Source organism: Jeotgalibacillus sp. R-1-5s-1, assembly GCF_004405105.1.
Lineage (GTDB): Bacteria > Bacillota > Bacilli > Bacillales > Jeotgalibacillaceae > Jeotgalibacillus.
In genome coordinates, this window is the sequence record NZ_SORW01000002.1 from 455,974 (window position 1) to 478,366 (window position 22,393).

Consider the following 22,393-nt stretch of genomic DNA (forward strand, 5'->3'; position numbering starts at 1 on the left):
CAAAAAGAGACTGAAATCATCATTCAGTCTCTTTTTTCCCTTTTTATTCATGACGGACACCTAATTGCGTCGCTAAGCCGTTTCACTTACTCCCATCCCCATATGTTTGTAAGCGCTTCCCTGCTATTTTAACCCAAATGCCTGAAAGATACAACAGCTTTTTTACTGGTCAATCCCTTTAATTAACACTGGGTCCACAATGTCATATCCTTTTTCACGAAGTCCATCCACGATACCGGGTAATGCTTCATACGTCCATTCCCGATCATGCATCAGCAGGTTCGCCCCGTTTGTCAGAAATTCTGTATTGACCATGATATCCTGTAAAGCGGCTGCATCTTGATAATCCGCTTCCCAATCATATCCGTATGTCCAATTCATCAGCACCATTCCTTCCTGTGCAGCCAGCTGTTCACTGAAGTCTGTATTTGCACCAAATGGGGCCCTGAAAAAGACAGGACGTTCCCCAATAATTTCTTCAACGCGATCACTTAATGATACGATCTCTTCACGCTGTTCCTCTTCTGTAAGATCCCTCAGATTCGGGTGGGAATATGTATGATTACCAATCTGAAAACCAAGTTCATGAATTTCCTTCAGCATTGCTTCCTCTTCGGGCGTATCAAGAAAATGACCATTTACAAAAAAGATAGCAGGTGCGTCTTTCTCTTTTAACGTATTAGCCATTTCAACTGCGTACTGATCAGGCGCATCATCAATCGTTAAAAGAACGACGTTGGATGGAGCATCACCTAAAGCTTCTACGGTCCAGATGGCTGGATTGATCTCATATTGAGGCTCAGTCACTTCCGGTTCATCCTGTAAAGCTTCTGTTTCTTCAGGAGCTTCTTCTGTCTGCTCCGTTTCTTCCCCGGCAGATTCGACGTCTTCTGTCTGCACTGTTTCAAGTGCTTCTTCGGATGTATTTGATTCTTCTGTTGTGTTTTCCGCATTTGAACTGCAGGCTGTTGTGAGCAGGACTGCCGTTACGGCTGCAGGGACTAAATATTCCAACTGTAACCTCACCTTTCCAATATGTATAAACCAAGTGTAGCATAGATTTTACTTTCATTTCCGGTGGAATTTAATTCTTTCATAAAACCGGGCATGGGGCATCCTTCGCTCCTTTGTCCAGCTGCGGCGACTAGCCCCTCGAGGTCATAAGTCAAAAATGAACGAGGGTAAAGAGCAACCCTCTTATCATTTTCGTCTTATGCTTGTCGGGGCTTGACGAGTCGCCTCCGCTTTTCTAAGGCCGCGCGGTGAGCCAGCTAGCGCTCTGCGCTACGCTGTCTCACCTGTCGCTCCTCTGCCGCAGGAGTCTTCGGATGCCCCATGCCCTCTAATAATCCTAAACATGATTGACGAAGAATGTATAATGAACTCCACAAAATCTTGTATAAAAAACGGGACAACCCGTGTATGGGTTGTCCCGCTGGTGTAGCATTATTTTACGATGTGGATTGGTGTTCCAAGGGCTACTTCTGCAGCTTCCATTGAAATTTCACCAAGTGTTGGGTGAGCGTGGATCGTCATTGCAACGTCTTCAGCTGTCATACCAGCTTCGATTGCAAGGCCAAGCTCTGCAATAATGTCAGAAGCTCCGTCACCGGCAATTTGAGCACCGATGATCAGACCGTCTTCTTTGCGTGTCACAAGCTTAACGAAACCTTCAGTCTGGTTAAGTGCAAGTGCACGTCCGTTTGCAGCGAATGGGAATTTTGAAGCGACTACTTCAATTCCTTCTTCTTTCGCCTGAGCTTCGTTGTATCCGACTGTTGCCAGTTCAGGATCCGTGAAGCATACTGCAGGGATTGCAAGGTAGTCAACTTCAGACTTCTCGCCACCGATTACCTCAGCTGCCACTTTACCTTCGTAAGAAGCTTTGTGAGCAAGTGGTGGTCCGTCTACGATATCTCCGATTGCGAAGATATTGTCAACGCTTGTACGGCACTGCTTGTCTGTTTTGATTACGCCACGGTCAGACATTTCAATACCAAGCTGATCAAGACCGATTTCATCTGTGTTTGGACGGCGTCCTACTGTTACAAGAACGTACTCAGCGTCTACAGATACTTCTTCGCCTTTAGCTTCATACTTTACCGTTACGCCGCTGTCTGTTTCTTCAACGCCTTTAGCCATTGCTTTTGTAATGACGTTAACGCCTTTTTTCTTAAGTCCTTTTTTAACAATCGTTGTCATTTGCTTTTCGAATCCGCCAAGGATATCGTCAGCACCTTCAAGGATTGTTACTTCAGTACCCATGTTTGCATAGGCAGAACCAAGCTCAGTCCCGATATATCCTCCACCAATGACAACAAGGCTCTTAGGAATATCCTTAAGCGCAAGTGCACCTGTAGAATCAAGAACGCGGTCTGAGAATTTGAAAGATGGGATTTCGATTGGACGCGATCCTGTTGCAATGATCGCATTTTTAAATTTGTACGTCTGAGCAGAGCTGTCATCCATTACGCGAACTGTTTCGTTGTCAACGAAGTAAGCTTCGCCGCGTACGATTTCAACTTTGTTTCCTTTAAGAAGTCCTTCAACTCCACCAGTAAGTTTTTTCACTACACCGGCTTTCCATTCCTGGGCTTTCTCAAAGTTAATTTTAACGTTCTCAGCAACGATACCCATATCGTCTGAATGCTGAGCCTGCTCATAACGGTGACCGATTGTGATCAGCGCTTTTGATGGGATACAGCCCACGTTTAAGCAAACACCGCCAAGATTTTCTTTCTCAACGATTGTCACTTTTTGTCCAAGCTGAGCTGCACGGATTGCAGCTACATATCCTCCGGGACCTGATCCAATGACGAGAGTATCTGTTTCAATAGGGAAATCTCCAACTACCATGGTTTTACGCCTCCATTAGTAAAAGTTCTGGATCGTTCAATAAACGTTTGATGTGGTTCAACGCATTTTGAGCAGTTGCACCATCAATCATACGGTGATCGAAGCTCAATGATAATGCTAACACAGGAGCGGCTACAATTTCACCATTTTTTACAACAGGTTTTTCCGCAATTCGACCGATTCCGAGGATTGCAACCTCAGGATGGTTGATAACCGGTGTAAACCACTGGCCTCCGGCAGATCCGATATTTGTGATTGTGCATGATGCACCTTTCATTTCATCACCGGATAATTTGCCGTCACGCGCTTTACCAGCAAGCTGATTGATTTCATCAGAAATACCGAATACAGATTTGCGGTCAGCATTTTTAACGACCGGTACGACAAGACCTTTTTCAGTGTCTGCAGCGATACCGATGTTATAGTAGTGCTTCTGAATGATTTCCTGTGCTTCATCATCAAGTGATGTGTTCAGTACAGGGTACTCACGTAATGCAGAAACAAGTGCTTTTACCACGTATGGAAGGAATGTAAGCTTAATGTCTTTCTCAAGCGCGATTTCCTTGAATTTCTTACGGTGTGCAACAAGCTTCTCAACATCTACTTCATCCATTAATGTTACGTGAGGTGCAGTGTGCTTAGAGTTAACCATTGCCTTAGCAATTGCTTTTCTCATTCCGCTCATCTTTTCACGTGTTTCAGGGAAGTCACCTTCAGGTACAGATGGAGTTGATTTCGCTGCTTTTTCTTCTTTCTGCTCAGCAGGCTTGTCTTCAGACTTCGCTTCTGCCGGTGCAGCAGTATCACCTTTCAGGTAAGAATCGATATCTTCTTTTGTGATACGTCCATTTTTAGCTGAACCTGATACGTAACGGATATCCACATCATTATCGCGTGCATATTTACGTACAGAAGGCATTGCAATAATGCGGCGGTCTGGATCCACATCTTCAGCAGGTTTTGCTTCAGCAGCAGGCTCTGATTTTTCTTCTGCAGGCTTTTCTTCTTTCTTTTCTTCCTGCTTAGGCTCTTCTTTTTTCGGCTCTTCCTTCTTGTCGTCGTCATCACTGTCAGAACCTTTGAATTTAAGGTCCTCATAGCCAGGTGCGTCGAATTTAATGAGCGTGTCGCCTACTACTGCAACGCTTCCTTCTTCAACAAGAATTTCTTCAACTGTTCCTGCAACAGGGGAAGGAATCTCAACTACCGCTTTATCGTTTTGTACTTCACAAAGTACATCGTCTTCTTCTACCTTGTCTCCGACAGCAATGAACCATTTTACAATTTCACCTTCGTGAATTCCTTCACCAATATCAGGTAATTTAAATTCAAATGACAATGTCTTCAACCTCCTGCTTAAATTAATTTTTAAATGTATATCGTATATCACACGATGGTGATCATTTCTTTATGGAAAGGGAAAACGGAGAATGGATCTCCGTTTCAATTAAAACTCAAGTACTTTTTTAGCTGTAGCTACTACATCTTTAACATTTGGAAGCCATACTGATTCTGCCTGAGAGAATGGGAATACAGTATCTGCTGCTGCTACGCGCAGAACAGGTGCTTCAAGGCTGAGAATGGCACGGTCGTTAATTTCAGCTACAACGCTTGCCGCGATACCAGCCTGCTTTTGTGCTTCCTGAACCACGATTGCGCGGTTTGTTTTTTCAACAGACTTGATGATTGTTTCGATATCAAGCGGCTGAATCGTACGAAGGTCAATAACTTCAACTGAGTGGCCGTCTTTTTCAAGCTGCTCAGCTGCTTTTAATGATTCGTGAACCATTGCACCGTACGTTACGATTGTAAGGTCAGTACCTTCACGCTTAACATCAGCTTTTCCGATTTCGATTGTGTACTCTTCTTCCGGTACATCTTCACGGAATGAACGGTAAAGCTTCATGTGCTCTAGGAAGATAACCGGATCGTTGTCGCGGATTGCAGAGATCAGAAGTCCTTTTGCATCCGTAGGCGTTGAAGGGATAACTACCTTCAGACCAGGCTGCTGAGCCATCAGACCTTCTAGGCTGTCTGCGTGAAGCTCAGGCGTGTGTACGCCTCCTCCAAATGGAGAACGGATTGTGATTGGAGAGCTGTATTTGCCGCCGCTGCGGTAGCGCATACGTGCCATCTGACCGCTCACTGCATCCATTACTTCGAATACGAATCCGAAGAACTGGATTTCAGGAACTGGACGGTAGCCTTCTAGTGCAAGTCCGATTGCAAGGCCGCCGATCCCTGATTCTGCAAGAGGTGTATCAAATACACGATCTTCCCCGAATTCTTTCTGAAGACCTTCAGTCGCACGGAATACGCCTCCGTTTAAACCAACGTCCTCACCAAACACAAGTACATTTTCATCATTTTTCAGTTCTGTGCGGAGAGCGTCTGTGATCGCCTGAATCATCGTCATTTGTGCCATGGCTTATTTCGACTCCTTCTCTTTATAAATTTCATATTGTTCTTTCAGGTTAAACGGCATTTCTTCATACATAATGTCCATTAATTCCGTAACCTTCTGTTTTGGTGTATCATCTGCTTCTTTAATCGCAGCTTTGATTTCTTCTTTTGCTTTTTCGATTACTTCGTTTTCTTTCTCTTCATTCCATAGTCCTTTTTCTTCAAGGAACTTACGGAAGCGTACTAGTGGATCTTTCTTTTCCCACTCAGTATCCATATCATCCGTACGGTAACGGGTTGGATCATCACCAGCCATTGTATGTGGTCCGTAACGGTAGCATAATGTCTCAATCAGTGTTGGACCTTCACCTGCAACGGCACGGTCACGGGCGTCACGCGTTGCTGCATAAACAGCTAGCGGGTCCATTCCGTCAACAAGGATACCTGGAATTCCGGCAGAAACTGCTTTCTGAGCAATTGTTCTACCTTTTGTCTGCTTATCACGTGGTGTAGAGATCGCAAACTGGTTGTTTTGAACAACGAAAATCGCTGGTGCACCGTATGCTCCCGCAAAGTTGATTCCTTCGTAGAAGTCACCCTGTGAAGAACCGCCATCACCTGTGTATGTAATGGCAACTGCTTTTTTACCGCGCTTTTTAAGACCAAGTGCGATTCCGGCTGTCTGAATATACTGTGCTCCGATAATGATCTGTGGAGGCAGTACGTTAACACCTTCCGGAGATTTGTTTCCTTTGAAGTGTCCACGTGAGAACAGGAATGCCTGTGCAAGTGGCAGGCCGTGCCAGATGATCTGAGGAACGTCACGGTAACCAGGAACAACCCAGTCTTCTTTTTCAAGTGCATAATGAGAAGCGATCTGTGACGCTTCCTGTCCTGCAGTTGGTGCGTAGAAACCTAGACGTCCCTGACGGTTAAGAGAGATAGAACGCTGATCAAGAATACGTGTATAAACCATGCGGCTCATTAATTCCTGAAGCTGCTCATCACTTAAGTCAGGCATTGCATCTTCGTTAACGATTTTCCCTTCTTCATCTAGAATCTGGAACATCTCAAATTTGTCTTCGATTTGCTCCAATACTTTTACAGCATCAAATGGAGTCTTCTTTTTAGAAGCCATTCAGTCCACCTATCCTTTCGGGTTTGTTTGATCTTTCGAGCGAGGCATTTCGCCAAAAAACACAATTACTTTTTATTTTTCCACAAATCAGGCCACAGAAAACCTAAACGGTTAAATTTGTTTCTCTGTACTATTTCATGCCTGATTCGGAGTAATACAACTTAACTCACGATTTAAAGTTTACATGAGAGGATTATTAACGTCAACGATAAAGTGCTATGTGAATTCCCGCACTTATTTTCCCAAATAAAAACAATCCTATTTAACATCTGTTTCAGTAAAAATAACCAACTGTATTAGTATAATTCAACACTTTTATCTCTGTTATATGTCTAATTTTCTTCACCAAATCGGAATAGACAACCAAAAATGACAATATAAAAAGAGCAGGTCTCCCTACTCTTCTGTTTCGATTTCAGCCATCTCATAAAATGCTGACTTCAATTCGTTGTATTCTGTTGTGGCTTCATTAAAATCATCGTTCAGTTCGATGATTATGGAATTCTGTTCATTTACAAGCGTAATCTGATTCTCCAGCTCTTCAAGCTCAAGGTCTTCCTCTTTTAGCATATTATACAGTTCACGGTTCAAGCCAAGGCTCTCTGCATAGGCTGCCGATAAGTCTTCATGTATTGTATAACGTTCATTCATCGTTTCAACCATCGATTCAACATGGCTTTGCAGTTCTTCAGTCTCTAAATCTGATATTAAAGGTTCAACCTCCTGAAAGACTTCAGATGACTGGTTCACTGCTTCCGCCTCAGCGTTCAGCTGCTCTTCTCTTTCATCAAGATTGGCCAGCGCTTCATCAGCCAGTTCACTCACTGTTTCAAATTCTTCCATGCTTAAGGCCATGATTTCATTGTATAGCTCCTGCTCAGCTGCCTCAAGTTCTCTTAATTCATTCTGCGCCTGAACATAGCCTTCTTCTTCTGTCACAGCGGTTTCCAGAATTCCACCTATCTCTTCTTCAGCCTGTGAACCGAATACACAGCCGCTTAAAAATATTGAAGACACGCAAAGAGTGCTGAATATGTATGTTTTCACGAATTGTAACCCCCTCAATTGATAACACTTAATATCATATAGATGATTCCCTTAAACTTCAATCCCTTTTGAGCGACTTTCCTGTCCTGATAAAGCCACTGACGTTTTTTGTTTACTCGAAATCTGATATGATTAGGAACAGGCTGTATAAACACGCACAGGAGGATAAACAATATGATTACAATGGAAGATATCGTTAGAGACGGACATCCTGTTCTACGTCAAAAAGCAGAAGAAGTCTCCCTTCCACCCAGTGAAGAGGACAAGCAGACACTGCTTTCAATGCTGGATTACATTAAAAACAGTCAGGATCCGGACATTGCCGAGAAATACGGGCTGAGACCCGGAATCGGACTTGCAGCTCCACAAATCAATGTATCCAAAAGGATGTTTGCCCTGCATCTTGAAGACGGAAGCAACCGCACATACAGCTTCGCCTTATTTAATCCGAGAATCGTCAGTCATTCTGTCGAGAAGGCTTACCTGACTTCCGGAGAAGGCTGCTTATCTGTTGATGAAAATATACCCGGATACGTCGTGCGCTATTCCCGCGTGACGATTAAAGGCTTTGATCAGGATGGTAAAGAAGTTAAGCTTCGTTTAAAGGGGCTTGCGGCCATTGCTGCGCAACATGAAATGGATCACCTGAATGGCATTATGTTTTATGACCATATTAATAAGAAGGATCCTTTCTTTGAACCTGCTGATGCAGAACCGCTTGAAAGATAGTATTTACCGATTTCATCACAAGCCCTTGTCAAGAACCTTATCTTTACAGATTGCCTGAACAGAGGTATGATATAGGTAAGGAGTGATCCGCGATGTTGAAGAAGCTTAAACGAAAGCTTGCACGACAGTGGAGAGACATGCTGCGTAAAAAGACAATTGCCTGAGTCCCTGTAAGCCCTTCATTTCAGGAGGGCTGTTCTTTATGTTCGGGGAAAGGTTATGTTAAAGCTGGTTATACTGATAAATGAAATGATAATAAGAGCGGAATTTATCCGCTTTTTAGTACTTTATATAGAAGGAGAGAATAAACAATGATTTTTAAAGTGTATTATCAGGAAGAAGCAACAGAGGTGCCGGTAAGAGAGAAAACAAAGGCAATCTATGTTGAGGCAGAGACTGAAGAAGAAGTACGTAAAAAGCTAAGCGGTCGTAATTACAATATTGAACTTGTTCAAAAGTTAGAGGGCAAATACTTGGAATATGAACAAAACCATGAAAATTACCGTCTGGAACAGCTTTAATAAATGAAATTTGTAAAAAATGACCAGACTGCTGTGTTTGCCCTCGGCGGACTGGGAGAGATCGGAAAAAACACGTACGGCGTTCAGTTTCAGGATGAAATTATTCTGATTGATGCCGGTATTAAATTCCCCGAAGACGATCTTCTTGGAATCGACTATGTTATCCCTGATTACACGTATTTAGAAAAAAATGTAGATAAAATCAAAGGATTATTTATTACGCATGGCCACGAAGATCATATTGGTGGAATTCCATACTTACTCCGACAGGTTAACGTACCTGTTTACGGTGGAAAGCTTGCATTAGGCCTTCTTAAAAACAAGCTTGAAGAGCACGGACTGCTTCGCACAACGAAACTTCATCCAATCGGAGAAGATGATGTCATCAAGTTCAGAAAAACAGCCGTGAGCTTTTTCAGAACAACGCACAGTATTCCTGACTCCTATGGAATTGTAGTAAAAACTCCTCCAGGGAACATTGTTCATACCGGAGACTTCAAGTTTGATTTCACGCCGGTTGGAGAACCTGCCAATTTAACGAAAATGGCTGAGATCGGAAAGGAAGGTGTACTTGCCCTTCTTTCAGACAGCACTAACAGTGAAGTTCCAAACTTCACGCTTTCAGAACGCAAGGTTGGTGACAGCATCGATAATATTTTCCAGAAAGTAAATGGAAGAATTATTTTTGCTACGTTTGCGTCTAATATTTATCGACTTCAACAGGTAACTGATGCTGCTGTGAAACACGGCCGTAAGGTAGCTGTTTTCGGCCGGAGTATGGAAAATGCGATTAACATCGGACATGAACTCGGCTATGTAAATGCACCAAAAGATACGTTTATTGATGCACATACACTGAACAGACTTCCATCGGACAAAGTCGTCATTCTTTGTACCGGAAGTCAGGGGGAACCAATGGCAGCTCTTTCAAGAATTGCGAATGGTACACACCGTCAGATTCAGATTATCCCCGGGGACACAGTTGTCTTTTCTTCATCACCGATCCCTGGAAATACCATCAGCGTAAATCGGACGATTAACCTTTTGTATCGCGCCGGCGCTGATGTCATTCACGGTTCATTGAACGATATCCATACGTCAGGTCACGGCTCTCAGGAAGAGCAGAAGCTGATGCTGCGTCTGATTCAGCCGAAATTCTTTATGCCGATTCACGGTGAATACAGAATGCAGAAGATGCACGTAAACCTTGCTGTTGACTGTGATGTTCCTGAGGAAAACTGTTTTGTCATGGAAAATGGCGATGTTCTTGCACTAAGCAGTACAGAGGCATCGGTTGCAGGTAAGATCCCATCCGGAAATGTATACATTGATGGCAGCGGAATTGGTGATATCGGAAATATCGTTCTTCGCGACAGAAGAATTCTTTCTGAGGAAGGCCTTGTCGTTGTCGTAGTCAGCCTGAACCTGAATGAGCATAAAGTTGTTTCAGGTCCGGACCTGATTTCACGCGGATTTGTATATATGAGGGAATCCGGTGAACTTATTCATCAGGCGCAGTATTTGCTGCAGAAGCATCTGAATAAGGTGCTTTCGAATAAGACGAGTCAATGGTCTGAGATTAAGAATGAGATTACGGACACGCTTGAGCCTTTCCTTTATGAAAAGACGAGACGCCGTCCGATGATTTTACCGATTATTATGGAAGTATAAAAAAGGGAGACTGCATTGTGTGCAGTCTCCCTTTTCAATTATAAATAATCGGGCCTGCCTCAACCTTCGCTTTCCGTGGCTGGGCGGTGAACCCGCTTGCGCTTCGCACAATCGGTTTCACCTGACCCTTTCCGCCACAGGAGTCTACGGTTGAGGCAGGCCCTTTGTGTATTTTTTTCAACTATTTATTTATAAAACGCATTGATAACGGGGAGGTTCGCATCCTCCACGGCAACTCGTTGGGTCTGTGCTTTAAACCTTAGCTGTCTCACCTTTCACTCCACTGTCACAGTTTGTGGATCGAAAGTTCTCCGCTCCTTACCACACAAAAAAATCCGGACCACGTGATGTTGATTGTGGTCCGGTTTTTGTCAGGAGCTTTGCATGACGCGTTTTTCGAAGCGGTTGATATCGTTATCTGCTCCGATGACGATAAGGATATCATTTTTTTCGATGACATCGTTCGCCTGTGGGGATACGATGATGTTGTCTCCCCTTTTGATCGCTACGATGTTAATTCCGTATTTTGCTCGGATATCGAGCTCAATGATTGTATTACCTATGAGCAGGCTGTTGGCGGCGATTTCAACGATGGAATGTTCATCAGACAGTTCAAGATAGTCGAGTACGTTATTTGAGACGATGTTGTGTGCAATACGTTTACCCATGTCACGTTCAGGGTGTACTACTTTATCTGCACCGATTCTGCGCAACACCTTTTCGTGATAGTCATTTTGAGCCTTGACCGTTACTTTATTAACACCTATTTCTTTTAACATCAGTGTTGTTAGGATACTGGCCTGAATATCATCACCAATTGCTACGATGACATGGTCAAAGTTACGGATCCCAAGACTTCTGAGAACTGATTCGTCCGTTGAATCTGCCATTACCGCATGTGTGGCAATGTTTGAGAATTCGTCGACTTTATCCTCGAACTTATCAATGGCCATAACTTCCATGCCCTGCTCAACAAGTTCACGTACAATACTGCCTCCAAATCGGCCGAGGCCGATGACTACAAATTCTTTTTTCACAACCCATTCCTCCACTTTCTGAATCCTGCTCTTATTTTATCACAGGAAATTTCTGAAAATGAAATTATTTTTTCCCTTTTACGTAGTCTGCATCAAAAAGGAATAGCCTCATCAGGAGGTATAGAGACGGAATAAGCAGGCACAGACCGAGTATAAAGACAATGACGAGCGCTGTTCCCATGGTTTCGTTAACAACACTTCCTTCAATGGTGATATAAGGGTACAGGATATATGGTAAGTGCGAAGCCCCGTAACCAAAAAATGCAAAGAAGAATTGAAGCATAACCATGATGAACGCTGTACCGTATCTTTTTCCTGAGTAAATTAAAAATGCAGCAATCAGGAAAAATAATAGAGAAAGTCCGAACATCCACCATAAATCCAGAGCTCTTCTAAAGTGCTCCACGTTATGATCGCGCAGTCCCGCAAAAACGAGAAGACTCGCTCCAATCGTTGGTGCACTCCACCATAGTGCAAACTTTCTCATGATGGCACGTGAATCAACATCCTCGGCACGATCCGCATAATAAGTCAGGAAAGCTGCGCTGATAAATAGAACAGAAACGATCGCCAGCGCAACTACACTCCATGAATACGGACTGGTAAAAAGTTCACCTGCCAGGAAGACAACACCTTCAGACGTTTCTTCAAGATATCCTCCCTCTGAAATCGTCAATGATGTTGATAAAGCTGCCGGTATCAATAACCCTGTTGCACCGTATAAAAACAGATAAACGGTATTGTCTTTTGATCCATAATTTCCGAATGCGTAAAAAGATCCGCGGATCGCAATTAATATGATTGCTACTGATCCAGGCAGGAGCAGTGCTGTTCCATAGTAGTAGGCTGTGTCAGGAAAGAACCCGACAAGACCGACAAAGAAAAAAACAAAGAATACATTGGTTACTTCCCACACAGGTGACAAGTAACGGCTGATTAATTTACTCATAATATGTTCACGTTTTGAGACCCTCGCATAGTAAGCAAAAAAACCGGCCCCAAAATCAATCGATGCCACAATTAAATATCCATATAAAAAGAGCCACAATACCGAAATCCCAATGACTTCCAAGCTCATGAAATTCCCTCCCATCTATTTATGTATAAGCACAGGAACAACTGATTCTGCTCATACAGAATCAGTTGTCATCCTGTGTTAAAGCTTACCTCCAGGGAAACGCTGTTCAAGCTCTGCTTCTGCTGGTTTGTTTCTGAACATCTTCAGCAAAACACGGACACAGAAGAATCCAAGTACAGCGTACAGTGCAAGGAACAATCCGAATGCAATACCCACTGAGGTTGAAGTGGTCGCTGCTTCATCCACTGTCATAATGCCTCTGAGGATCCATGGCTGACGCCCAACTTCTGCGTATACCCAGCCGAATTCAACTGCCAGCATCGCCAGTGGACCACTCGCCACAATCCCCATGAGCAGGAATTTATTATGTTCATTAAATCGCTTGATATAGCTGAACAGAACGAAAATTCCAGCGATAAACAGAGAGTACATTCCGATCGAAACCATCAGGTCAAATGCATAGTGTACCCATAAAGGCGGTCTTTCTTCTTCAGGGAATTCATTTAAACCAATTACCTCAGTATCAAATGAGTTACCGGCAAGAAAACTCAATGCCCCCGGAATTCGTATTTCATTGCTGATTTCATTATTTTCATCAATCGTACCAAATACGATAAGATCTGCATTTGATTCAGTTTCAAAGTGCCACTCAGCAGCAGCTAATTTTTCAGGCTGCTCTTTAGCAAGAAACTTAGCTGAAAGGTCACCTGCAAGCGCTGTACCCGCTGTGAAAATAAGACCCGCAATCATCGTCAATTTCAGCGCTTTTTTATGGTAAGTAAAGCTGCCTTTTTTCTTCAAAATCATAAATGCCGCGATGGCAGCAAGAATCAATGCTGATGTCATGTAACTCGATGTTAAAACGTGAAATACCTTTGTCGGTGTTGCAGGATTAAACATCGCTGCCAGCGGATCAATATTTACCGCTTCTCCATCAAGCAGATCAAATCCCTGCGGTGTATTCATAAATGCGTTTACCGTTGTAATGAAGAAACCTGATAAAGTAGCTCCAATCACAATCGGTATATTCAATAGCCAGTGTAGCCATCTGTTTTTGAAACGATCCCAAGTGTATAAATAGATTCCAAGGAAAATGGCTTCAAAAAAGAATGCGAATGTTTCCATAAACAGCGGCAGTGCGATTACCTGTCCGGCAAGCTGCATAAAGCTTGGCCACAGTAATGACAGCTGCAGACCAATTGCTGTTCCGGTCACAACTCCCACTGCTACCGTGATCGTAAACCCTCTCGCCCATCGTCTTGCCAACAGAAGATAATGAGGGTCATTTTTCTTAATACCCAAAAACTCCGCAATGGCAATCATGACCGGGATTCCGACACCTATGGTTGCAAAAATAACGTGAAACATTAATGTTGCTGCAGTTAGCAGCCTGGTGAGCGTAACGCCATCTAAATCTAGCACTGGTATTCCCTCCCGATTTCCAACTTGTTATTATCTTTACTATACCACTAAGAGATCATCACAATGTAACTGGAAGAATGTTTGTGATATGTTGAACATGAATATTTTGTGACATCCTTCACAAACTATTTGATATAAGTATACATCCCCTTCACAAAAAAAATCAACGAATAAAGCCCTCTGAAATGAATCAGAGGGCTTTTCCGTTTATAAATTTGTCAAAATTTCATTTAAGCTTCTTTTTGCATCGTGAACTGAGACTGAACCAAACCGTGATAAATGCCTTTTCGCACCATTAACTCCTGGTGATTACCGTATTCCATCAGGTTCCCGTGATCGAGAACATAAATTTTATCAGCATCCCGTATAGTTGACAGTCTGTGCGCAATAATGATTGCTGTACGTCCTTCAAGAAGAGTGGACAGTGCCTTCTGTATGATCACTTCAGTTTCAGTGTCAATAGAGGCTGTTGCTTCATCCAGAATGATAATCCTCGGATCAGCAAGCAGTGCACGGGCAAATGAAATTAATTGCCTCTCTCCCACCGATAGGATATTTCCACGTTCTTCTACTTCCGTTTCATAGCCTTTAGGTAGCCTCTCAATAAAACCGTGTGCCCCAACTGCTTTGGCAGCGTCAATAATCTGTTCATCCGTTGCATGAGGGAAACCAAACCGGATATTATCCTTAATTGTACCCGAGAAAATAAACGTATCCTGCAATACAATCGAAATTTGGGATCTGAGACTTCTTAAAGACACGTCTTTCAGATCATGGCCGTCCATTTTAACAGTACCGGCAGTTGGATCGTAAAAGCGGGTAACAAGGTTGGCAATCGTCGTTTTACCCGATCCTGTGTGACCAACCAACGCAATGGTTTCACCGGCTTTAATAGACAGTGAAAGCTTATTTAATGCCTTTCGATCTTCTGTGTAGGCAAACTCAACATTATCAAAGTCAATCTTCCCTTTGATCTCTTTTAACTCAACAGCATTTTCTTTTTCAGCGACGTTTGGCTTTTCATCCAGAAACTCAAAAATACGTTCAGAAGATGCCATCCCCATTAACAGCTGGTTATAGACCATACCAAGTCTCGAAATCGGCTCCCAGAACATGCCCACCATGAAGGCAAACGTAACGAATTCACCGATCTGCAGACTGCCGCTTTGAATCAGGTAGGCACCATACCAGATGAGAATCGCTGATCCTACTGCATTTGTCATTTCAACGAGAGGCCTGAAGGTTGCATTCTTCTTCGTCGCATCCTGCCAGCTTTCAAACGTTTCAGTGTTTACACCATTAAAATAGGCTGCATTTTCTTTTTCCTGCGTAAAAGATTGTGTTACACGCATTCCCTGAAGACTTTCATTCAGGTGAGAATTCAGCTTTGACTGCTTCAGACGCACCGTCTGCCATGAACGCCTGATTTTCTTTCTCAGCTTAGTTGAGATCAAAAACATCAGTGGCAGAACAATCATGACGGCAAGTGCCAGCTGTGGGCTGATTGTAAACAGGATAATAAAAATCCCGATCAGCATCAATGCATCCATCAGCAGATTAATAACCCCATTCGTAAACAATTCCTGCAGGGAGTTAATATCATTCATAATCCGGACCAGAATGGATCCCGCCGAACGCTGATCAAAAAAACGGTTACTCAGCCACTGTACGTGCGTGAATAAATGCTTTCTCAAATCATAAATTACACTTTGACCGAGTATATTCATCCATTTTATTCTGAAAATATTGGCTACATAGTTAATGATATAAAGCCCTGCGATGACACCAACAAGCTGGAGAAGCAAATCCCCATCCTTTGACATGATCGCTTCGTCAATCACATAAATCCCGATCATAATCGGAATCACAAGCCGGACTGCAGTCGTAATTAACACCATTAAAACGGAAAGAGGCAGGAGCTTTTTTGTATAAGGCTTCAAATAATGCAGCAGCCTCCAAAGCTGCAGCCAGTTAAACGGCTTTTCAATCACCTGATCGGTGGAATAATGAAATCTTTCTTTTGCATTTGACGCTTTACTCATCGGCTTGCCCCCGCTTTCATACTGGCCGCCAGTTCAATCTGATCTTTATACTGAATATCATAAATTCTTCTGTACTGTCCTTCTGTTTTGATCAGTTCATCATGTTTTCCACGGTGGGTGATGCGTCCATTTTCAAAAACAAAAATTTCATCAGCATGCTTTAATGAAGAAATCCGGTGCGCAATGATAAAGGTTGTTCTTCCACGCATAACTTCCTTTAATGCTTTTTGAATTTCAAATTCAGTCTGCATATCCACCGCACTCGTCGCATCATCCAAAATTAAAATCCCCGGATCAAGACAGATCGCTCTCGCTATCGCAATCCGCTGTTTCTGCCCGCCTGATAATCCGAGTCCTCTTTCACCGAGCATCGTATCGTAGCCTTTAGGGAGTTCCATAATGAAATCATGAGCCTGCGCACGTTTTGCTGCCTCAACAATCTGGTCCATTGTCGCGCCTGGATTCCCAAATGCAATATTCGATTTGATAGTTGATGAAAACAGAAATGACTCCTGCAGGACAAAACCAACATTTTTTCTTAAAGACTGGACAGTGTACTCATTAACGTTTTTACCATCAATCAGTACGCTTCCTTCACTTGGTTCATAAAAGCGTGTCATCAGCTGTGTAATACTCGTCTTTCCTGAACCCGTTGCCCCGATCAGACCAACCGTCTGTCCGCTTCTCACTTTAAAGGAAACCTGGTCCAGCGCTTTTTCATCATCCTCAGTATAGCGAAGCGTCACATTGTCAAATTCAACTTCTCCATCTGTGTTTTTCATTTCAATGGCATGCTCTGGTTCTTTTATGGTTTCTTCCGCTTCAAGAATTTCAAGCAGTCTTTCACCCGATGCTTTGGACTGTGAAAACTGGTTAATCGTAAAACCGAGGTTCATGATCGGCCAGATAATAAATCCAACCAGACTGTAAAAAGCGGTAAGCTCACCTGGCGTCAACTGTCCATTCACTACAAGAAATCCACCGTATCCAAGCAGCAGAACGACACTAACATTCCCGAGAAACTCCATCAGTGGAAAATACTTTGCCCAGACATCCGAAGTGAAAATATACTTCTCCTTATAATCTTCATTTGAAGAATTAAATTTTCCGATCTGGTGTTCCTCTCTCGAAAGTGATTTAACCGTATTGATCCCGCTAATATTCTCCTGAACATTCGTATTCAGCCGTCCAAATGACTGACGGACGCCACGGAACGCAGGATGAACTTTTTTATCAAACTTATATACCGCGATCGCTAAAAAGGGAATTGAAATCATCGTCACAATCGTCAAAGGCACTGAATAATAAAGCATAAGTCCCGTTGTGACAACAAGCAGTAAAATCAGCCGGATCAATTCTGCAAATCCGAATGAAAGGAAAAAGCGGAAACCTTCCACATCCGCGGTCAGACGTGACATAATATCCCCGGTCTTCGCATTATCGTAATACTGAAAAGGCAGGCTCTGAAGCTTATCATATAAGCGCTTTCTCAAATCATATACAGAAATGATCCCAAATAAATCTCCGTTATATTGAGAAATAAAGGTCGCTACCCCTTTTACAGCCATCAGCCCGATGAAACCAAATGCCAGATATGGTACGATCTCATACCTGCCCTGACCGACCACTTCATCAATGGTTAATTGAAGAATGACCGGATAAACGACCGTGATGAGCGTCATTACAAATAGAAAGATAATAGAAATAATAAAATGACGTTTATGAGGCCAATAAAACTCTTTTAATTTCTGAAAAACATCCAAGTGTTTTCCCCCTCTCCTGATAAAACATACTATTAAATATATCGGTAATCGAAATATTTTTCCACCTTTATTTTGAATTTTTTCTCATTTGTTTATTTTCTAACACTTGTTGATTATATAGGATATCGAAATAAAAATGATCAGTCGGATGACTGAGATCGTATTAGCAAGAGCCGGCCTGGGACCATCCTTCGCTAGTGGCCGACCTCTAAGTTTTCACATAAGTTATCATTTAGCTAAAAAAGTGCAGGGGGCATCCTTCGCTCCTCTGCCGCAGGAGTCTACGGCTGCCCCCTGCACTTTTGAGGTTTTTCAAAAATAAAGAGTGCAGAATAGAGATCTGCAAATAGTATTCCCTTTCCTTCCGGTGTTTTGAAGGCGGATTTAGATAGAAAAAAACACCTTTAGTTTAATGGACAGGTCAAAATCAGAAGCGCTAGAGTGGTATGGGGAGACATTGTCCATGTATATTAAGGAACTTATCTGTGATGGATCGGCAAAAAAAAGAGACAGCTCTATATCACGAGCTGTCTCTTTTTGGTTATGTCTGAATTATAAAGTTTTCTGGCCTGGCTTCCAGTTAGCCGGGCAAAGTCCGCCTGTTTGAAGGGCCTGAAGTACGCGAAGTGTTTCATCTACATCACGGCCGATGTTGTTGTGGAACACTGTCTGGTACTGCAGTTCACCTTCAGGGCTGATGATGTATAGTCCGCGAAGAGCGATCCCTTCTTCTTCAATAAGGACGCCGTATTCACGTGATACCTGATGGTTTGTATCTGCTGCAAGTGGATACTTCAGTTCGCCAAGACCATTGTCTTTACGCTCTGTGTTAATCCATGCAAGGTGTGTGTGGATTGTATCTGTAGAAACCCCGATAATTTCTGCATCAAGGTCTTCGAATTCGTCGTAACGATCAGACATTGCTGTAATTTCAGTTGGACATACAAAAGTGAAGTCCATTGGATAGAAGAAAAGTACTGTCCACTTGTCTTCTTTCATGTTTTGTTCAAGGCTTACCTTGCCAAATTCTTTGTTTGCAAGAACAGCATCCATTTCAAAGCGTGGAGCCTGCTTGCCAACCATACGTTCTGCCATAAGAAATCCCTCCAAAAATAATCTGCATCAAGGTGAAATCGTTCACCTCTAAAAAACTCACGTTGTTCATGATAAATGATTGCCAAAGCATAGTCAATTTAATTCAGAATCAATTTAATTGAAACGGCGGATCCTTCCTATTCTGAAGTATGGTCCGAATCCAATGGAATTAACCCGAATTACTTGAATCGACGTTACATTGTTTGATATAAGGGTATAGTGAAAAAATCTACATAATTTTTAATGGGGTGAGTCGATGGAAACTTTATTGTTCAATGCACTCGGCAGCCGGCTGGCTGACTACGAGTGGGGAGCACTCCTGATTGCAATCGGGATTGGTGCCTTAAAGATTATTGGTATTATTATTGCCTTTTTAATTGTTCGGTCGATCGGTAATCGGATCCTTTCAAATGTGTTCGAAAAATATCAGGAAAAAGAAAATATTTCAATCGGTCGGGCAAAAACACTCGAAAGCCTGATTAAAAACGTATATGGCTATGCATTAATCTTCATTTTGGTTGTGACCATTCTTCAGGTGTTCAACTATGATGTCACTGCATTAATTGCGGGTGCCGGCATTATAGGGCTTGCAATCGGTTTTGGTGCTCAGGGACTCGTCAGTGATGTGGTCACCGGATTTTTCATTTTGCTTGAGAAACAGATTGATGTAGGTGATTATATTACAACGGGAGAGTTTTCAGGGATTTGCGAAGAAGTTGGGCTTAGACAGACGAAAATCCGCGGATTTGATGGGACACTTCATTTTGTTCCTAACCGAGAGATTACCGGAATGAGTAACCACTCCAGAGGCAATATGCGCGCTTTAATTGATATCGGCATTTCTTATGATGATGATATCGATAAAGCCATTGCTGTCATGCAGGCAGCATGTGATGAAGTCGCAGCATCAAATGACATGATCGTTGAAGGACCAAATGTACTGGGTGTTCAGACACTTGGCGCCTCTGATGTAGTCATCCGTGTCATCGCAAAGACAGTTAATAATGAGCAGTGGGGCATTGAGCGTGAGCTTCGAAAGGTACTAAAAGAGACACTTGATAAAAACGGAATTGAAATCCCATTTCCTCATCAAGTATATGTCGAAAAAAAATAACCAAAAAAAACGACCTGATATTAACAATCAGGTCGTTTTACAGGTTGTTGAAGTTCTAAATCGTGCCAGGTCATTCCTTCGCTTTTCGCGGCCGCGCGGTGAGCCAGCTAATGCTCCGCATTACGCTGTCTCACCTGTCGCTCCTCTGCCGCAGAAGTCTATGGAATGACCTGGCACTTTGTTTTGTTGCTTTTAAAGTTATTTTTTCATTAGGCGAAAATTAAAATGTCCTTATACTTCAGAAAATTTTCAGTACAATAAGAAGATCATCTTCTTATTTTTTCAGCACTTTTCTTTAAGTTACAAAAGGCTGATTTGTTAATAAAAGAGGACAGGATTTCCCCGAAAAATCCTGTGGCGTAAAGGGACAGGTGAAACCGGCTAAAGCGTAGGCGAGTTAACCAAGCGGCCGCGGAAAGCGAAGGGGGAAATCTGCCCGTCTTTATTTAGACTTGATATAATCTCTCATTAACCCGATCGCGACACCAATCGCCTTTTCATCAGGGTTTAATTTTGCATGGTGCAATCCGTAAACTGAATCTACCCCTAGCCAGAACATAAAGCCCGGGATTTCTTTCAGAAAATACCCGAAATCTTCACCGGTCATCGCTTTTTTACAATGAACAAACTCTACACCTTCATAAGATTCAGCAAACGAAATAAAATCACCTACTGAGTCCTCATCGTTATAAACCATATAATACGGCTGGTTGAATTCAGGAATCACTTCACATTCGAATGATGCACTGATCCCTTCACAAATCGCCCGTACCCGGCTTTTTAAAATCTCCATCGTTTCCGGGTCAAGGCTTCGCATCGTTCCGTTTAATTCTGCTGTTTCTGCAATAATGTTACCTACTGTTCCAGCTTCAAGTTTTCCAACTGTTACGACACCGCTGTCAAGCGGATCCACTGAACGTGCCACAATGGTTTGAAGCTGTGTAATTAAATGGGCACCCGCCACAATCATATCTCTCGTTTTGTGAGGATAAGCAGCATGTCCACCCTTTCCTTTCAGAATGATTCTCAGTTCTGATGTATTCGCAAATAAAAGTCCCGGCTTTGATGCGACTACGCCTGCTTTATATTCAGGCGCAATATGAAGACCCATAATTTCATCAGGCATCCACTCCTGCATTTCTTTTGACTCGAGCATTCTGGCCGCTCCGCCAGGTCCTTCCTCTGCCGGCTGGAAGATAAACAGAACATTGACTTCTGGCGGTTGATTAACGAGTTCAGTTAATATACCGAGTGCGATCGCCATGTGAAAGTCGTGGCCGCATGCATGCATTCTGCCAGGATGCTCGGAAGCAAAATCAAGTCCCGTCAACTCTGTGATCGGCAGTCCATCAATATCTGTCCGATAGGCGATCGTTTTGGATTCAGGTTTCAACCCTGTAAGTTTTACAAAGAGACCTGTTTCCCACTGTTTTATTTCAATTCGCTCCTGGGGCAGACTTTCTATATAACGGAGCAGGTACTGCTGCGTTTTGAATTCCTCATATCCGACTTCAGGAATCTTGTGAAGATCCCTTCTGATTTGAACAAATGAGTTCATTTATTTCATTCCTTTCGCGATGTTAAACGGACATCACATCCTGGCAGTCAGGATCTCCATCCATCCATAAGTATCATTGACTGCAGGAATATCCACACATCATTTTCTTCAGAAAAAAGGCTGGGACAGCACTCATCAGAGTCGTTCCAGCCTCTTTATATGAAATCCCGTATTAAAGCTGACGGAGTTCCTGTTTGATTTCTGTTTTTGACTTTGTTTTTTCATCAATTTTCTTAATCATTTTTGCAGGCGTGCCGGCAACAACTGTATAAGGTTCTACATCTTCAATAACAATTGCGCCTGCTGCAACAACAGCACCTTTTCCAACTGTTACACCTTCAAGTACAACGGCATTGGCACCGATGACAACATCATCTTCCACGACAACCGGCTTAGCTGATGGCGGCTCGATGACTCCGGCAAGAACAGAACCTGCTCCGATATGACAGTTCTTACCTACTGTTGCACGGCCTCCCATTACAACGTTCATATCGATCATTGTTCCTTCACCGATTACTGATCCGATGTTAATAGAAGCGCCCATCATGATGACGGCGTTGTCGCCGATTTCAACCTGATCACGGATAATTGCACCCGGCTCGATACGGGCTTTAATGTTTTTCAGGTCAAGCATCGGGATCGCAGAGTTACGACGGTCATTTTCAACGACATAATCCCAGATCTGATCTTTATTCTCTTCAAGTGCAGGTGCAATGTCAGCCCACTCTCCGAAGAGAACGCCTGATCCTTCTGATAAAAACGTCTGAGAAGCATCACCAAAATTAATTTTGTGAAGGTCAGCACCTTTTACATAAACTTTTACTGGTGTTGACTTCTTCGCATTCTGTATGTAAGAAATGATTTCATTTGCATCCATCTGATTCATTGTTGCATTCTCCTCTCAATTGTTTGAATAATT

General features: G+C 42.9%; 18 protein-coding genes. 4 read left to right on the plus strand and 14 right to left on the minus strand.

Translation table 11 applies throughout. The annotated features are described in order from the left end of the window. Positions 1–162: 162 nt before the first annotated feature. The 6 genes from E2491_RS02300 to E2491_RS02325 all read right to left on the minus strand — a co-directional run bounded on the left by E2491_RS02300 (position 163) and on the right by E2491_RS02325 (position 7,444). Complete coding sequence (locus tag E2491_RS02300; protein WP_244093844.1) at positions 163–1,014, minus strand: polysaccharide deacetylase family protein; 852 nt, start codon at positions 1,012–1,014, stop codon at positions 163–165. 432 nt (positions 1,015–1,446) lie between these two features. Next, positions 1,447–2,856 (minus strand): dihydrolipoyl dehydrogenase, encoded by a 1,410-nt coding sequence (lpdA, locus tag E2491_RS02305; RefSeq protein ID WP_134372113.1) that lies wholly within the window; start codon positions 2,854–2,856, stop codon positions 1,447–1,449. Positions 2,857–2,860: 4 nt separating this feature from the next. Continuing rightward, complete coding sequence (locus E2491_RS02310) at positions 2,861–4,195, minus strand: dihydrolipoamide acetyltransferase family protein (protein ID WP_134372115.1); 1,335 nt, start codon at positions 4,193–4,195, stop codon at positions 2,861–2,863. 108 nt (positions 4,196–4,303) lie between these two features. Beyond that, positions 4,304–5,281: an alpha-ketoacid dehydrogenase subunit beta gene (locus tag E2491_RS02315; protein WP_134372117.1), complete on the minus strand. Its 978-nt coding sequence runs from the start codon at positions 5,279–5,281 to the stop codon at positions 4,304–4,306. A 3-nt stretch (positions 5,282–5,284) separates the two neighbouring features. Next, complete coding sequence (pdhA, locus tag E2491_RS02320) at positions 5,285–6,397, minus strand: pyruvate dehydrogenase (acetyl-transferring) E1 component subunit alpha (protein ID WP_134372119.1); 1,113 nt, start codon at positions 6,395–6,397, stop codon at positions 5,285–5,287. 396 nt (positions 6,398–6,793) lie between these two features. Then, positions 6,794–7,444 carry a YkyA family protein gene (locus E2491_RS02325; RefSeq protein WP_166805766.1) on the minus strand — a complete coding sequence of 217 codons (651 nt, stop codon included), beginning with the start codon at positions 7,442–7,444 and terminating at the stop codon, positions 6,794–6,796. Positions 7,445–7,618: 174 nt separating this feature from the next. On the opposite strand from E2491_RS02325, the gene def reads away from it, so the two are divergent. The 3 genes from def (at position 7,619) to rnjA (ending at position 10,365) form a co-directional block, all read left to right on the plus strand. Continuing rightward, positions 7,619–8,173 (plus strand): peptide deformylase, encoded by a 555-nt coding sequence (def, locus tag E2491_RS02330; RefSeq protein ID WP_134372123.1) that lies wholly within the window; start codon positions 7,619–7,621, stop codon positions 8,171–8,173. Positions 8,174–8,484: 311 nt separating this feature from the next. Further along, positions 8,485–8,694, plus strand: a complete 210-nt coding sequence (locus E2491_RS02335; protein ID WP_134372125.1) for a DNA-dependent RNA polymerase subunit epsilon — start codon at positions 8,485–8,487, stop codon at positions 8,692–8,694. A 3-nt stretch (positions 8,695–8,697) separates the two neighbouring features. Beyond that, positions 8,698–10,365 carry a ribonuclease J1 gene (gene rnjA, locus E2491_RS02340; protein ID WP_134372127.1) on the plus strand — a complete coding sequence of 556 codons (1,668 nt, stop codon included), beginning with the start codon at positions 8,698–8,700 and terminating at the stop codon, positions 10,363–10,365. 371 nt (positions 10,366–10,736) lie between these two features. Here rnjA and E2491_RS02345 read toward each other — a convergent pair whose 3' ends face one another. The 6 genes from E2491_RS02345 to E2491_RS02370 form a co-directional block, all read right to left on the minus strand. Then, positions 10,737–11,402, minus strand: coding sequence for a potassium channel family protein (locus E2491_RS02345; protein WP_134372129.1), 666 nt, complete (start codon positions 11,400–11,402; stop codon positions 10,737–10,739). A 64-nt stretch (positions 11,403–11,466) separates the two neighbouring features. Further along, positions 11,467–12,480 carry a cytochrome d ubiquinol oxidase subunit II gene (locus tag E2491_RS02350; RefSeq protein WP_134372131.1) on the minus strand — a complete coding sequence of 338 codons (1,014 nt, stop codon included), beginning with the start codon at positions 12,478–12,480 and terminating at the stop codon, positions 11,467–11,469. A 78-nt stretch (positions 12,481–12,558) separates the two neighbouring features. Further along, positions 12,559–13,902 carry a cytochrome ubiquinol oxidase subunit I gene (locus E2491_RS02355; RefSeq protein WP_134372133.1) on the minus strand — a complete coding sequence of 448 codons (1,344 nt, stop codon included), beginning with the start codon at positions 13,900–13,902 and terminating at the stop codon, positions 12,559–12,561. Positions 13,903–14,132: 230 nt separating this feature from the next. Beyond that, positions 14,133–15,944: an ABC transporter ATP-binding protein gene (locus E2491_RS02360; protein ID WP_134372135.1), complete on the minus strand. Its 1,812-nt coding sequence runs from the start codon at positions 15,942–15,944 to the stop codon at positions 14,133–14,135. Then, positions 15,941–17,707 carry an ABC transporter ATP-binding protein gene (locus tag E2491_RS02365; protein ID WP_134372137.1) on the minus strand — a complete coding sequence of 589 codons (1,767 nt, stop codon included), beginning with the start codon at positions 17,705–17,707 and terminating at the stop codon, positions 15,941–15,943. The genes E2491_RS02360 and E2491_RS02365 overlap by 4 nt, the downstream gene beginning before the upstream one ends. A 552-nt stretch (positions 17,708–18,259) precedes the next feature. Further along, complete coding sequence (locus E2491_RS02370) at positions 18,260–18,802, minus strand: peroxiredoxin (protein ID WP_134372139.1); 543 nt, start codon at positions 18,800–18,802, stop codon at positions 18,260–18,262. Positions 18,803–19,058: 256 nt separating this feature from the next. Here E2491_RS02370 and E2491_RS02375 point away from each other — a divergent pair, with 256 nt between their 5' ends. Continuing rightward, the gene (locus E2491_RS02375) at positions 19,059–19,916 is read left to right on the plus strand and encodes a mechanosensitive ion channel family protein (protein WP_134372141.1); all 858 of its coding nucleotides are present in this window, start codon (positions 19,059–19,061) and stop codon (positions 19,914–19,916) included. Between the two features lie 442 nt (positions 19,917–20,358). Here the strand turns inward: E2491_RS02375 and E2491_RS02380 are convergent, their stop codons facing one another. Beyond that, positions 20,359–21,474 carry an N-acetyldiaminopimelate deacetylase gene (locus E2491_RS02380; RefSeq protein WP_134372143.1) on the minus strand — a complete coding sequence of 372 codons (1,116 nt, stop codon included), beginning with the start codon at positions 21,472–21,474 and terminating at the stop codon, positions 20,359–20,361. Between the two features lie 172 nt (positions 21,475–21,646). Further along, positions 21,647–22,360 (minus strand): 2,3,4,5-tetrahydropyridine-2,6-dicarboxylate N-acetyltransferase, encoded by a 714-nt coding sequence (gene dapD / locus E2491_RS02385; RefSeq protein WP_134372145.1) that lies wholly within the window; start codon positions 22,358–22,360, stop codon positions 21,647–21,649. Positions 22,361–22,393 lie beyond the last annotated feature (33 nt).